The organism is Streptomyces desertarenae, assembly GCF_042681365.1.
GTDB classification, from domain to species: domain Bacteria; phylum Actinomycetota; class Actinomycetes; order Streptomycetales; family Streptomycetaceae; genus Streptomyces; species Streptomyces desertarenae.
Window position 1 is genome coordinate 1 of sequence record NZ_JBHUFU010000007.1, and the last position, 12,436, is coordinate 12,436.

The 12,436-nt window shown below is 75.1% G+C and carries 14 protein-coding genes; 8 read left to right on the plus strand and 6 right to left on the minus strand.

All coding sequences use genetic code 11. The features are described from left to right. The 3 genes from ACFSJS_RS13110 to ACFSJS_RS13120 all read right to left on the minus strand — a co-directional run. Window positions 1-240 (minus strand): aminotransferase class III-fold pyridoxal phosphate-dependent enzyme (locus ACFSJS_RS13110; protein WP_380899714.1); only part of this gene is annotated, 240 nt, incomplete at its 3' end. A 68-nt stretch (window positions 241-308) separates the two neighbouring features. Continuing rightward, a complete protein-coding gene (gene ectA, locus ACFSJS_RS13115) occupies window positions 309-806 on the minus strand; it encodes a diaminobutyrate acetyltransferase (RefSeq protein ID WP_380899716.1) in 498 nt (165 codons plus the stop codon). Between the two features lie 447 nt (window positions 807-1,253). After that, a complete protein-coding gene (locus ACFSJS_RS13120; protein WP_380899718.1) occupies window positions 1,254-2,108 on the minus strand; it encodes an endonuclease/exonuclease/phosphatase family protein in 855 nt (284 codons plus the stop codon). Between the two features lie 350 nt (window positions 2,109-2,458). Here ACFSJS_RS13120 and ACFSJS_RS13125 point away from each other — a divergent pair, with 350 nt between their 5' ends. Both ACFSJS_RS13125 and ACFSJS_RS13130 read left to right on the plus strand, forming a co-directional pair. Next, entirely contained in the window at window positions 2,459-3,343 is an 885-nt protein-coding gene (locus tag ACFSJS_RS13125; RefSeq protein WP_380899720.1) for a lysozyme, read from the plus strand. Window positions 3,344-3,472: 129 nt separating this feature from the next. Continuing rightward, window positions 3,473-4,132: a peptidoglycan recognition protein family protein gene (locus tag ACFSJS_RS13130; protein WP_380899722.1), complete on the plus strand. Its 660-nt coding sequence runs from the start codon at window positions 3,473-3,475 to the stop codon at window positions 4,130-4,132. A 98-nt stretch (window positions 4,133-4,230) separates the two neighbouring features. Here ACFSJS_RS13130 and ACFSJS_RS13135 read toward each other — a convergent pair whose 3' ends face one another. Then, window positions 4,231-5,379, minus strand: a complete 1,149-nt coding sequence (locus tag ACFSJS_RS13135) for a glycoside hydrolase family 12 protein (RefSeq protein ID WP_380899724.1) — start codon at window positions 5,377-5,379, stop codon at window positions 4,231-4,233. 354 nt (window positions 5,380-5,733) lie between these two features. On the opposite strand from ACFSJS_RS13135, the gene ACFSJS_RS13140 reads away from it, so the two are divergent. From ACFSJS_RS13140 to ACFSJS_RS13155, 4 genes are all read left to right on the plus strand, one after another. Then, the gene (locus ACFSJS_RS13140) at window positions 5,734-6,132 is read left to right on the plus strand and encodes an STAS domain-containing protein (protein WP_380899726.1); all 399 of its coding nucleotides are present in this window, start codon (window positions 5,734-5,736) and stop codon (window positions 6,130-6,132) included. Between the two features lie 204 nt (window positions 6,133-6,336). Then, a complete protein-coding gene (locus ACFSJS_RS13145; RefSeq protein WP_380899728.1) occupies window positions 6,337-6,648 on the plus strand; it encodes an STAS domain-containing protein in 312 nt (103 codons plus the stop codon). A 101-nt stretch (window positions 6,649-6,749) separates the two neighbouring features. Then, window positions 6,750-7,166: an ATP-binding protein gene (locus ACFSJS_RS13150; protein WP_380900267.1), complete on the plus strand. Its 417-nt coding sequence runs from the start codon at window positions 6,750-6,752 to the stop codon at window positions 7,164-7,166. 144 nt (window positions 7,167-7,310) lie between these two features. Next, window positions 7,311-7,670: a cupin domain-containing protein gene (locus ACFSJS_RS13155; RefSeq protein WP_380899730.1), complete on the plus strand. Its 360-nt coding sequence runs from the start codon at window positions 7,311-7,313 to the stop codon at window positions 7,668-7,670. A 137-nt stretch (window positions 7,671-7,807) separates the two neighbouring features. Here the strand turns inward: ACFSJS_RS13155 and ACFSJS_RS13160 are convergent, their stop codons facing one another. Then, entirely contained in the window at window positions 7,808-8,365 is a 558-nt protein-coding gene (locus ACFSJS_RS13160; RefSeq protein WP_380899732.1) for an NAD(P)H-dependent oxidoreductase, read from the minus strand. 121 nt (window positions 8,366-8,486) lie between these two features. On the opposite strand from ACFSJS_RS13160, the gene ACFSJS_RS13165 reads away from it, so the two are divergent. Together ACFSJS_RS13165 and ACFSJS_RS13170 are read left to right on the plus strand one after the other, a co-directional pair. After that, the gene (locus ACFSJS_RS13165; RefSeq protein WP_380899734.1) at window positions 8,487-9,134 is read left to right on the plus strand and encodes a TetR/AcrR family transcriptional regulator; all 648 of its coding nucleotides are present in this window, start codon (window positions 8,487-8,489) and stop codon (window positions 9,132-9,134) included. Window positions 9,135-9,939: 805 nt separating this feature from the next. Further along, on the plus strand, window positions 9,940-10,809 hold the full coding sequence (locus ACFSJS_RS13170) for a putative protein N(5)-glutamine methyltransferase (RefSeq protein ID WP_380899736.1): 870 nt from the start codon (window positions 9,940-9,942) through the stop codon (window positions 10,807-10,809). A 36-nt stretch (window positions 10,810-10,845) separates the two neighbouring features. On the opposite strand, the gene proP is transcribed toward ACFSJS_RS13170, so the two are convergent. Further along, window positions 10,846-12,342: a glycine betaine/L-proline transporter ProP gene (gene proP / locus ACFSJS_RS13175; RefSeq protein WP_380899738.1), complete on the minus strand. Its 1,497-nt coding sequence runs from the start codon at window positions 12,340-12,342 to the stop codon at window positions 10,846-10,848. Window positions 12,343-12,436 lie beyond the last annotated feature (94 nt).

Genomic DNA, 12,436 nt, shown 5'->3' on the forward strand with positions numbered 1-12,436 from the left:
GCCGTGGGTGACGCCGTCCCGCTCCAGGTAGTCCAGCAGGGCGCGTTTGAGGACCGGGTTGTTGTGGCCGTAGTTCAAGGCCCCCGCCCCGGCGAAGAAGTCGAGGTAGGTGCGGCCGTCCTCGTCCTGGAGCCGGCTGCCCCGCGCGGTCTCGAAGACAGCCGGCCAGGTGCGGCAGTAGCTGCGCACCTCCGACTCCAGTGCGTCGAAGACGGATGTGGCGACTGGGATGGTGGCCATGGTGCGCTCCTCGGTGGATGGTGGGTGCCGGGCGGACCGGTGGGCCGCCCGGCGGCCGGGCGGGGAAGTCAGGCGAGCGGTCCGACGCGGTACAGCACCTCGGGTTCGTGCCCCTCCTCGGGGAACAGCGCGGCGTCGAACAGCACCCTCTGCTCCAGGGCTGCGCCGTGCCGCCGGGCGAAGAGGGTGAACAGCCGGTCGGAGGCGGTGTTCCCGGGTGTGACGGTGGCCTCCAGGTGCCGGACGCCCCGGGGGCGCAGCCGGCGGGCCAGGTGGTCGAGCATGGCGGCGGCCAGGCCGCGCCCGCGGTGCTCCCCGTCCACCGCGATCTGCCAGACCACCACCGTGTCGGCCCGGTCGGGGCGCAGGTAGCCGGTGGTGAAGCCGACCGGAGCGCCGTGCGCTCCGCGGGCCACCACGGAGGTGGCCGCGAAGTCCCTGAACCACAGCAGGTAGCTGTAGGGGGAGTTGAGGTCGAGCACCCGGCAGTCGCGGGCGATCCGCCACACGGCGGCGCCGTCCTCGACACCGGGGGGTTCCAGCAGGGGTTCGGTCTGCGTCGCCATGGGTCACCTCCACCGCGCCCGGTGCGGGGCCCGGGGCCCGCCGTCCCGCGGGCGGGAGGGGGCCGGGCCCGGACGGGCGCGGGTCGCGCGGTTCGGGGAACCGCCTCTCTCACGGGGTGTCACCCGCCGTGCCGGGAGGCTCTCCTCCCGCGGTCTCCCTCGGTGCGCTCCGGTGGAGCGGTCGCTGCCCGAGGGGGCCTGCCGCCGTCCCCACGGCTCCCGCCGCGGTGGCGTCCGGTGCTTCCCGGTACTCCTGGAAAGCTACTCCGGACTCACCCGGGCTACCACCGCAGGATTTTTCGTTTGATCCCGCGGAGGCCGGACGGACCCGGCAAACCCCTCTGTCCCGGGCCCGGCGCCGCGGCGGAGGACGTCACCCGAACGGCGGATGTCCGCGGCGGCGGGAGGAGGGGGCGACGGACCGGCCGCCCCCGCTGCCCGCCCCCCTCAGCCCTGTCCGCCGCCCCGCGCCGCCGCGGCGGACCCGCCGGACGCCAGGTCGGCGACGACGGCGGCGTGGTCGGAGGGCCAGACCCCGCCGACGGGCCCGTCGCCCGCGCGCCGCACGGCGGTGACGCGGCCGAGTCCGTCCGGGCCGGGTGGTCCGACGTGGACGTAGTCGATGCGGGCGTTCGGCTCGAACGTCGCCGCCACGTGGGGGTTGGCCCGGTCCCGGGTCGCCGGGGGCGCCGCGGGGCCGGCGCACTCCCAGGCGTCCACGAACGTCTGGCCGGGGACGGCGGGGGCCGTCAGGCGGCCGCCGAACAGGCGGAGTTCGTCGGAGTCCGGGCGGGCGTTGAAGTCGCCGGTGACCACGGGCGGGAAGGCGGTCCCGCCGCGGCGGGCGGCCACGAACCGGGCCAGCACCCGCACCTGCTCCACGCGCACCGCCGAGCCGTCGGGCGCGGAGTGGAGGTGGGCGGTGAAGAACGGCACCGGGCCGCAGGGGGCGTCTACCCGCGCGTACAGCGCCAGGCGGCCGTCGTCGCGGTCCCGGGGGGCGGGCAGGCGCACCGCCTCCTGCGCGGTGACGGGCCACCGGCTGAGCACGGCGTTGCCGATGTCGGCGGCCGGGTCCCCGACCCGCCGGCGCCACGGTTCGGGGGTGTCCGAGGGCGCCCACGCCCAGTGCATGCCGAGCTCGCCGGCCAGCCACTGCGCGAGGTTCTCCCCGCCGCGGGCCCACACCTCCTGCAGACCGGCCACGTCGGGGCGCTCCGCGCGCAGCACGGAGAGGATCGCCTCCCGGCGCCGCTCCCACGGGCCGAACCGCCACCACAGGTTCCACGTCAGCACGCGCATCCGCCGCGCCCCCTCCTCCTCCGGGCGCTCCGCCCGGTGCCCTCGGGCGCGCTCCGGCGCACCCGCCCGTCCTCGTCCGCTCCGGTCCGCCCCCTGCGCGCCCTGCCGGATTCCGCCCCGGCGCCCCGGGGCGGCCCGTGGTTTCCTCCGCTGAAAGTTTCCGCGGGACGGACTCCGTATGCCCAGTTCCCCCTTCCCGCCAACGGACCAGACCACGGGGAGTCACCGGCGGGTCTTTACACCGCTTCCACCCCGTGCGTCACTGATGGCGCGTGCACGTCAAATCCGTCGTCCGGACGGCAGCCCCACCCAGCACTCCCCCCATTCCTCACCCCGTGCCTGGAGGAGCCATGCTCTCGCACAGATCCCCGTCCCCCCGCCGCCGCCCGAAGGGGGCCTTCCTGGCCGGTGTGCTCGGCGCGGTGCTGGCGCTGCTGGCCGGCGCGGCGGGCACCGCCGCCGCGGCGCCCCCGCCCGCCGGGGAGCGCCTCAAGCCCGGCACCGCGTACATGGGCGCGGGCCAGCGCGTCCACGGGGGACCGGCCGCGGAGGACGGCCCGTCGCTGGGCGCGCTGTCGCCCACCACCGGCGTGCAGGGCATCGACGTCTCGCACTGGCAGGGCTCCATCAACTGGACCTCGGTACGGAACGCAGGCATCCAGTTCGCCTGGATCAAGGCGACCGAGGGCACCGGCTACGAGGACGCGCGGTTCGGCGCCAACTACACGGGCGCCTACCACGCCGGCGTCATCCGCGGCGCGTACCACTTCGCGCTCCCCAACGCCTCCGGCGGCGCCGTCCAGGCCGACTTCTTCGCCTCCAACGGCGGCGCCTGGTCCCGGGACAACCTGACCCTGCCGGGCGTCCTGGACATCGAGCACAACCCCTACGGCGCGATGTGCTACGGCCTGTCCACCACGCAGATGCGCACCTGGATCAACGACTTCCACACCGCCTACAAGGCGCGCACCGGGCGCGACGTGGTGATCTACACGACCGCGAGCTGGTGGAACACCTGCACCGGCAACTGGACCGGCATGTACTCCAAGAGCCCGCTGTGGGTGGCGCACTGGACCTCCAGCGCGAGCCCGACCATCCCCAGCGGCTTCCCCACCTGGACGGTGTGGCAGTACACCAGCACCGGCTCGGTCCCCGGGGTCTCCGGGAACGTCGACCGCAACAAGTTCAACGGCTCCAGGGACCGGCTGCTCGCCCTGGCCAACAACACGCCCTGACGCGGAGCGGCGGGGGACCACCGCGCCGCGTCCGGGCGGGGCCCCACCCGGACGCGGCGCCCTCCCCTCCCCCGGTCCCCCGCCGCCCCCACCGCGCCCTCTGCCCGTACGGCCCCCCGAGGAGTGACCGTGACCGGCCATGACCCCCTCCGCCGCCGCCTGCTGCTCGCCGGGGCGGCCGGACTCGCCGCCGCGGCGGCCGCCCTGCCCGGCACCGCGCGGGCCGCCACCGCCGCGGCCGTCGAACCCGACATCGACGGGACCGGGGTGTGGGGCGCGCGGCCGCCCTCCGGGCGCGTGACCGTCCTGGACCGCCGGCCGAGCCGGATCGTCGTCCACCACACGGCGGGCGGGAACACCTCCGACCCCTCCCGCGCCCAGGCCCACGCGCACGCCCACTGGGTCCAGGACCTGCACATGGACGACAACGGCTGGATCGACACCGGCTACCACTTCCTCGTCAGCCGGGGCGGCTGGATCACCGAGGGGCGGCACGGCAGCCTGCGGGCGCTGTCCGCCGGGAACGGGCTCGTGCTCGGCGCCCACACCGCCGGGCAGAACGAGCAGGCGCTCGGCATCGCCTGCGAGGGCTCCTACCACGCGGGCGCCGTGCCGCCACAGGCGCAGTGGGAGGTGCTGGTGGTGCTGTGCGCGTACGCGTGCGAGCGCTACGGCGTCCGGCCGACGCAGCTGTGGGGGCACAAGGACTTCGGCGACACCCTGTGCCCCGGGGTCCTGCACGACATGCTGCCGAGGCTGCGCGGCGAGGTGGCGGCGCGGCTCGGGTAGGCCCGCCGTCCGGCGGTTCGGGCCCGGACCGCGCGGCGCGGCCCGGGCCCCGGCGGTCCCGCGCGCGGCTCACCGCCGCGGGGGCCTCCGTGTGCGGGTCACCTCACCGCGCAGTCGGTCCCGTTGAGGCTGAACCGGGTCGGCTCGCCGAACGTGCCGCCCGTGTGGGTGCCCTGGAACCCGAAGGACTGGGTGCCGCCCGCGGCGATGCGGCCGTTGTGCGCCGCCGGGCGGGCCGTCACCGTCCCCCCGGAGGAGGTGACCGTCGCGTTCCAGGCGTTGGTGACCGCCTGGCCCCCGGGCAGGGCGAAGGTCAGCTGCCAGCCGTCGATCGCGGTGGTGCCGGTGTTGCGGACGGTGACGTCGGCCGTGAAGCCGCCCGGCCAGGAGGTGGCGGTGTACGCGACCTCGCAGCTGCCGGGCTCCCCGCCGGGCGGGGGCTCCTGGCTGCCGCCGTCACCCCCGCCGCCGGTGTTCACGGAGGCCGAGAAGGAGTTCACGGCCAGGCCCGCGCCGTTCTGCCAGGGCTCGAAGCCGGCCTGGACGCTGGTGAGGTACCACGAGCGCTGGGCCATGCCGCGGGCGACCGTCTCGTCGACGAAGTCCATGACGTCGAAGGTCATGCTGCCGATGGCCGACGGGGCGATGAAGGAGATGACGTCGTTGGAGCCGTTGGAGCCGGTCCACACCTCCCAGGTGCGGCCGCCGACGGAGGCGGTGCCGACCCGCGAGCCGATGGGCTGGATCGGGCCCACCCGGTTCAGCCAGATCATGATCTCGGTGCGGTTGACCCCGTCGCGCTTGGGCTGCGGGTCCAGCCAGATGTCGTACGAGGCGTTGTAGACGGCGTTGCTCACGTAGGTGTAGGAGATGCTGCTCGGCGCACTGCCGATCGAGCCGATCTGCATCGGCAGGTTGGTGCCGGGCGAGCAGTTGGAGTAGTGGCAGCCGTAGTAGACCGACGGGTACGACTTGGGCGCCCCGTTGGTGGGGACGGAGCCGTCGGCCCGGGTCAGCTGGAACCCGGTGCCGGTCACGTTGATGCACTGGGTGGCGCTGGTGCCCCAGCGGTTGTTCTGCGCCACGTACCGGTTCTGGATGGTGGCGGTGCCGTACTGGTCGCAGATCTGCTGGTCGGCGCTGGCGGGCGGAGCCGATGCCGCCAGGGCCGTCAGCACACCCGCGGCCATCAGCAGGGCCAGCAGGGCCGCGTGCAGCCGGGACAGGGCCCGTGGGGGTGTCGTCATGGTGGTCCCTTTCGACAGGAGCGGTGCGGAGACGCTTGGGAGCGCTCCCATTCCACTGCGCGGCGGACTCTAGAACTTTTTCGGGGACATGACAAGTAGGTCGGCGCCCCGGATTCCCGCCCGGTGCGGCCCGCCCCCGTCCCGGGCCGCCCGGCCCGGGTGCCGTTTCCCCCGGCTCCTCCCGGGCAGCCGCCTGACTGCGGAAGACCTGCGGTTGCCGGGACACCGCCGCGCGCGAGAAGTGGGGAGCCGAATGACACAGCAGGACGCAGCGTCCACGACGGCCGCGGGAGCGCCCCCGTCCGGCCGCTCCGCCCGGCCGCCCGCCCGCCCCGGCGGGGAGGTGCCGGCCCGGTGATCGACGACCTGCGGTTCACCGTCGAGCGGCTCGACGGCCCCGTCGCCCTGGTGGCCGTCACCGGCGAGATCGACTACCACAGCTCTCCCAGGCTGCATTCGGAGGCCCTGGCCCTGACCGAGGGCGGCCACCCCCATCTGGTGCTGGACGTGTCGGGGGTGACCTTCTGCGACTCCTCCGGCCTGAGCGTGCTGATCGGCCTGTGGCACCACACCCGGGCGGCCGGCGGGTCCCTGTTCCTGTGCGCCGTCCCCGAGCCGCTGATGCGGCTGGTGCGCATGACCGGGCTGGCCGGGCTGCTGCCCACCGCCCCCGACGCCGCCGACTGCCTGGCCCGCCACCCCGCGTTCGCGCAGGGGGGCGGGGAGGGTGCCGGAAGCGGCGGCCGCGGCTGACGGGGCGCCCGCGGGAGGGAATTGGGAGGCGTGGACGGTGGCGCCGCGGACGCAGGTGTGTGACCGTGGGGGGAGTCGCCCCGCCGCCCGGCCGGGGCGCGCCCTGCACTCCCGCGCCGGCCGCCGCCCGCTCCCCCGCCCCACGGCACCGGAGCGACCCGGCCGGGACGGGCCGATCCACCCCGGAAGGGGGTCGAAGGCCCCATGCACGCCCTGTCCGTAGCCGTCGTCCGCAGGGCGGACACCGTCATCCTGCGCCCCCACGGCGACGTGGACCACGACAGCGCGCACACCCTGACCGACGTCCTGGCGGAACTGGACCAGCCGCTGCGGGGGCTGTCCGTGGACCTGTCCCGGGTGTCCTTCATGGACTCCGCCGGACTGCACGCCCTCATCTCCCTGGAGCACCACTGCCGGGACCGGGGCGTCCGCCTGGTCCTGACGGGTGTCGGTGCGCAGCCCGCCCGGCTGCTGGACCTGGTGGGGCTGGCCGGGTTCTTCGCCGTCCGCCGTTGACCGGCCGGGATGTCGGCGCGGCGTCAGCACGGCGGCGTATGGTGGTCACACCAGCGGGAAGACGCACCATGGACACCGCTGTGCTGACTGGGGGACCGGCGATGGAACTGTTGAGCGAAGGTCTGGGGGCTCCCCATGTGCGCGCCGACTTCGACGGCCACTCCGGCACCATCGCCCTGGCCCGGGACGCCGCCGACGCCTTCCTGACCTCCCTGGCCCGCTCCGTGCCGCCCGGCCGCGAGCGCTCCCGCGACGACGTGCTCCTGGTCGTCTCCGAACTGGTCACCAACGCCGTCCGCCACGCTCCCGGACCGCTCACCCTGTGCCTGGCGTTCACCTCCGGCCGGGTGCAGGTCACCGTCCGCGACACCAGCACCACCATGCCGCAGCCGCGCCGGGCCGACCTGACCAGCGGCACGGGCGGCTTCGGCTGGTCCATCGTCGAACGCATCGCCGAACGCCTCCAGGCGCAGCCCCTGCCGGAGGGCAAGGAGATCCACGCCTTCCTGCCCTGGTGAGGGACCGGCGGCCCCACCGCGCGAGCACGTCCCGCACGTGGCCGGGGACGCTGCGCTCCGAATCCTGCCGCCCCCCGGCCGGGTCTTCACCGCCGGGCGCCGTGCGCGCATGATGGAACTGCGGCGCAAGAAGGAGGCGACGCCATGATGGAGGTCAAGACCACCGACAAGCCCGACGAACGGCGCGACTTCCCCCGCGGCCACCTCGAAGCCCTCCACCTCACCGGGCTGGACTTCGCCGTGGCCACGTTCGAGCCCGGCTGGCGCTGGTCGGAGTCGGTGGGGCCGATCGCCGGAACGGACAGCTGCCGGATCCACCACAACGGCTACGTGGTGCGGGGGCGGATGCACGTGCGCATGGACGACGGCCAGGAGGCCGAGGTCGGGCCGGGCGACGTGTTCGTCTGCCCGCCGGGGCACGACGCCTGGGTCGTCGGCGACGAGGCGGCCGTGGTGTACGACTTCGCCGGCGGCATGGCGGAGAGCTACGCCAGGGCCGGCTAGGCGCGCGGCAGGAGAGGAGCACCGCGGGCCCTCACGCCCCGAGGAGGTGGTCCCGTGGACGCACTGCGGCGGGGCGCCCCGGAAAGCACCGGGGCGCCCCGCCCTTGCGTGCGGTCCGCGCGGGAGCGCGGGGACGGTCAGGCGGCGGGCGCCGCGGCGGCCGCGACCTTGCCGAGGACCTCGGCGAGCTGCGCGCTCACCTCGGCGTCGTCGGCCGGGTGGACCTCGGCGAAGCGCCCGGCGGAGTTCGGGATGGACAGCTTGACGTCCTCCAGCACGGCGCCGCCCGCGATGCCGGCGGCCTTGCGGCTCTCGTCCTGCGCCCACACACCGCCGTACTGGCCCAGGGCGGTGCCGACGACGGCCACCGGCTTGCCCGTCAGCGCGCCGGCGCCGTAGGGGCGGGAGAGCCAGTCGATCGCGTTCTTCAGCACGGCCGGAATGGTGCCGTTGTACTCGGGCGAGAACAGCAGGAACGCGTCGGCGGCGGTCGCCGCCTCGCGCAGCCGCAGGGCGGCGGCGGGCACGGAGCCCTCGACGTCGATGTCCTCGTTGTAGAAGGGCACGTCGGCCAGGCCCTCGTACAGGACGATGTCCACCCCGTCGGGGGCGTGCTTCACGGCGGCCTCGGCGAGCTGGCGGTTGTGCGAACCGGAGCGGAGGCTGCCGACGAGGCCGAGGATGCGGACGGACATGGAGGTCTCCAGGGAAGGGTCGGAAACAACTGGGGGAGCAAACGGACCGTGGTCCGAATGCTTTCTAGCACCCTAACCGGACTCTGGTCCACTTTCTTCCGGCGGGGGTAGTCTGGTGGACGTGACTTCCATCGCGCCGCCCGACGACGAGCAGGGACGGGCACCGGTCCGGCAGCCCGCGGCCCTGTCCCTGGCCGGCCAGGCGCCCCCCATGCGCGCGGACGCGGCCCGCAACCGGACCCGCCTGCTGGAGGCCGCCGCCCGCCTGGTGGCCGAGCACGGCCCGGAGCAGCTGACGATGGAGGCGGTCGCCGCCGCGGCCTCGGTCGGCAAGGGGACGGTCTTCCGCCGCTTCGGCGACCGCAGCGGTCTGCTCATGGCCCTGCTCGACCACTCCGAGCGCCTCTACCAGGAGTCCTTCCTCACCGGTCCCCCGCCGCTGGGTCCCGGAGCGCCCCCGGTGGAGCGGCTGGAGGCGTTCGGCCCGGCCACGCTCAGGCACCTGGCCGCCCACCGCGGCCTGCTGCTGGAGGCCGAACCGGAAGCGTGCAAGCGGTTCCTCTCCCCTCCCCTCCGCGTCCGCCTCACCCACATCGCCGCCCTGCTGCGCGAGGCGGACGCGGACGGCGACACCGAACTGCTCGCCCAGACCCTCGCCGGCTACCTGGACGTGGCGCTCCTGCACCACCTCACCGAGCAGCGCGGCATGCCGCTGGACCGCCTGGAGGCGGGCTGGCTCGACCTCGTCGCCCGCGTCACGCGCCGCTGAGCCGCCGGGCAGCCGCCGCGCCGTGCGGCGGTCAGCACGGCGGAGCCGTGCACGTCGACGGTGAACAGGCCCTCGGAGGCGTGCCCGGGGACCGGGATGCCGAGCAGCTGCTCCAGAGCCTGCAGCGCGAGACCGCGCAACAGCAACTCCTCGGTGACCGCGGCGCCGATCTGCACCACGGCCGCGGACCAGACGACCGCCATGAAGCCGTGGCCCGCCCAGGAAGGAGAACGAGTGGCCCCCGAACGCCGTGATCAGTGCGGCGGACACCAGAACGAAGCCCAGGCCGATCGCACCGCCCAGCAGCGCCTCCCGGCCGGCCCCCGCCGGGCGGTCTCCGGCGTCGAGCGCCGCGCGACACGGCGCATGGCCAGCCGGTGCACGGACACCGCGACCGCCGCGGCGGCGAGGTCGAGGCGGGGCTCATGCCGGGTCCGAACCGGCCGCAGGGGTCGGCGTGGGCCCGGAACAGCGGGGACAGGGCCGTCGGTCGGCGCCGGCGAGGCAGCCGCAGGAGACCGGAGACGCCGCCCGGCACACCCCGGATCCGCCACGGAGGCCGCTTGTCACCCCGCCGCGGCTTCGGGGGGACTTCGGGAGAACGTCGGGAGGACAAGGCCCACCGGTCCGGTGACCGTCCGTCACCCGTCGTGTAGGGTGGCCACTCCGAGACGGTGCCGTGAGGGGGTGGGAACGATCAACGCCAGGTCGGTTCGGGTGCTCCCGTCCCACGGTCCCGCGAGGCCGCCGGTTCCGCGGCGCGGATGACCGCGGGAGCGCCCTTCGGTTCCTCCGGAAGGCTCCCATGTCGCTCTCCGCTTCCCCCACCCCCGCATCCTCCCCCGTGCCCGCCCTCCCGCCCCTCCCCGACGTCGCCGCCCGGCTGCGGGCCGCCGGCTGCGTCTTCGCCGAGGACGAGGCGCGGCTGATCCTCTCCGCCGCCCGCACCCCGGACGAACTGGCCGCCCTGGTGGAGCGGCGCTCGGCCGGCCTGCCGCTGGAGCACGTCCTGGGCTGGGCGGAGTTCCGGGGGCTGCGGATCTCCGTCGGCGCCGGGGTGTTCGTGCCGCGCCGCCGCACCGAGTTCCTCGCCGAGCGGGCGGTGGCGGCCGCCCTCGGCGCGGTGCGGCGCGGCCGGGGGCGGCCGCCGGTGGTCGTCGACCTGTGCTGCGGCACGGGCGCGGTGGGCGCGGCGGTCGCCGCGGCCGTGCGGGAGGCGGGCTCCCCCGTGGAACTGCACGCCGCCGACGTCGATCCCGCCGCGGTGCGCTGCGCGCGCCGCAACGTCGCCGCCGCGGGCGGCGGGCGGGTGTACGAGGGCGACCTGTACGGGCCGCTGCCCGCCGCGCTGCGCGGCCGTGTCGACGTCCTGGCCGTCAACGCGCCCTACGTGCCCACCGGGGAGATCGGCCTGCTGCCGCCGGAGGCCCGCGACCACGAGCCGGCGGTCGCGCTCGACGGCGGTCCGGACGGGCTGGACGTTCAGCGCCGGGTGGCCGCCGGGGCGCCGCGGTGGCTGGCGCCGGACGGGGTGCTGCTGGTGGAGACGGGACGGCGGCAGGCGCCGCTGACGGCGGACGCGGTCGCCCGCGCCGGGCTGGTGCCGGAGGTGGCCGTCCGCGAGGAGCTGGAGGCGACCGTCGTCACCGGCGTCCGCCCGGTCCCGGGGCGGTGACCCGGGACCGGGCGGAGGGGGCGCGGCGGGACGGGGTCAGTGCCGGGACCGCTGGCCCTCGTACTGCTCGGCGGCCAGCCTGCGCGCCTCCTCGTGGGTGGCCACCGACGGCGGCGAGCCCTTGAGCGGCCTGCGGGCCGTCTCCTTCATCAGCGAGACAGCGACGACGCCGACGAGCGCGGCGGCCATGGTGTAGTAGGCGGGCATCAGGTCGTTGCCCGTGCGGTCGATCAGCGCGGTGACGATCAGCGGCGTGGTGCCGCCGAAGAGCGAGACCGACAGGTTGTAGGAGATCGCCAGCGCCCCGTAGCGCACCGGGGTGGGGAACAGGGCCGGCAGCGAGGCGGACATCGTGCCCAGCAGGCACACCAGGGACAGGCCCAGCATCAGCATGCCGCCGATGACCGCGGCCATGCTGCCCTGCTTGACCAGCAGGAACGCCGGGAGGGAGAGGAAGAGGAAGCCGAGCATCCCGGCCATCAGCAGCGGCTTGCGGCCGAAGCGGTCGTTGAGGTGGCCGACCCGGCTGATGACGGCCATCATCACCGCCATCGTGCCCAGCAGGACCAGCAGTCCGTGCGACTCGTCGTAGCCCATCTCGTCGGTGAGGTAGGTGGGCATGTAGGTCAGCAGGGCGTAGTTGGTGATGTTGTACGCCGCGACCAGCCCGATGCCCAGCAGCAGCATCCGCCACTGCTCGGCGAAGATCCGCTTCACCTCGCCCCGCGGGGTGCTCCCGGCCGGCCGGGGCCCGCCGTCCTCCGCCGCGGTGCCCTGCCGGTCGGCGGCCTTCCGGAAGGCCGGGGTCTCCTCCAGCCTGACCCGCAGGTAGACGCCGACGAGGCCGAGGGGTCCGGCGACCAGGAAGGGGATGCGCCAGCCCCAGCTGGTCATCTCGGCGTCGCTGAGCAGCAGTTCCAGCACGGTGACCAGGCCCGCCGCGGCGATGTAGCCGCCCAGGGTGCCGAACTCCAGGTAGCTGCCGTAGTAGCCGCGCTTGCGGTCGGGTGCGTACTCGGCGATGAAGGTGGAGGCACCGCCGTACTCGCCGCCGGTGGAGAAGCCCTGCACCAGCCGGAAGACCAGCAGCAGCACCGGCGCCCACAGCCCGATGGCGGCGTAGCTCGGGATGAGGCCGATGCAGAAGGTGCCCAGCGCCATCAGGACCATGGTCAGCGCGAGGACCTTCTTGCGGCCCACCCGGTCGCCCAGCGGCCCGAAGAAGAACCCACCGAGCGGCCGCACCAGGAAGGCCACCGCGAAGGCGGCGAAGGACGACAGGAGCTGGGCGGTGTCGCTGCCCCCGGGGAAGAACACCTTGCCGAGCGTGACGGCGAGGTAGGCGTAGATGCCGAAGTCGAACCACTCCATGGCGTTGCCGAGGGCCGCCGCCTTGACCGCGCGCCGCACCAGGCCCTGCTCGGTGACGGTGATGTCGCTGCGCCGCAGCGGCGGGTTCCGGCGCCGTCTGACGGCGCGCCGCAGGTGGTGGTGGCGTGTCTCCGCTCCCGGTTCGCGTGCCTCGGTTCCCATGGGCCGACGCTTACCCGGGTGGGGGAATCCATGCGCGGCGGATCACCGGGCCGGGTGTGCGGCCGCGGCCGACCGCAGCGGGGCCGGGGCGCTC

Coding starts and splice junctions, on each gene's coding strand:
- ACFSJS_RS13160 (WP_380899732.1), bottom strand. CDS start 8,365: ATGTCCGTCCGCATCCTCGGCCTCGTCGGCAGCCTCCGCTCCGGTTCG.
- ACFSJS_RS13150 (WP_380900267.1), top strand. CDS start 6,750: ATGGAACTGTTGAGCGAAGGTCTGGGGGCTCCCCATGTGCGCGCCGAC.
- proP (WP_380899738.1), bottom strand. CDS start 12,342: ATGGGAACCGAGGCACGCGAACCGGGAGCGGAGACACGCCACCACCAC.
- ACFSJS_RS13155 (WP_380899730.1), top strand. CDS start 7,311: ATGATGGAGGTCAAGACCACCGACAAGCCCGACGAACGGCGCGACTTC.
- ACFSJS_RS13170 (WP_380899736.1), top strand. CDS start 9,940: ATGTCGCTCTCCGCTTCCCCCACCCCCGCATCCTCCCCCGTGCCCGCC.
- ectA (WP_380899716.1), bottom strand. CDS start 806: ATGGCGACGCAGACCGAACCCCTGCTGGAACCCCCCGGTGTCGAGGAC.
- ACFSJS_RS13135 (WP_380899724.1), bottom strand. CDS start 5,379: ATGACGACACCCCCACGGGCCCTGTCCCGGCTGCACGCGGCCCTGCTG.
- ACFSJS_RS13145 (WP_380899728.1), top strand. CDS start 6,337: ATGCACGCCCTGTCCGTAGCCGTCGTCCGCAGGGCGGACACCGTCATC.
- ACFSJS_RS13125 (WP_380899720.1), top strand. CDS start 2,459: ATGCTCTCGCACAGATCCCCGTCCCCCCGCCGCCGCCCGAAGGGGGCC.
- ACFSJS_RS13120 (WP_380899718.1), bottom strand. CDS start 2,108: ATGCGCGTGCTGACGTGGAACCTGTGGTGGCGGTTCGGCCCGTGGGAG.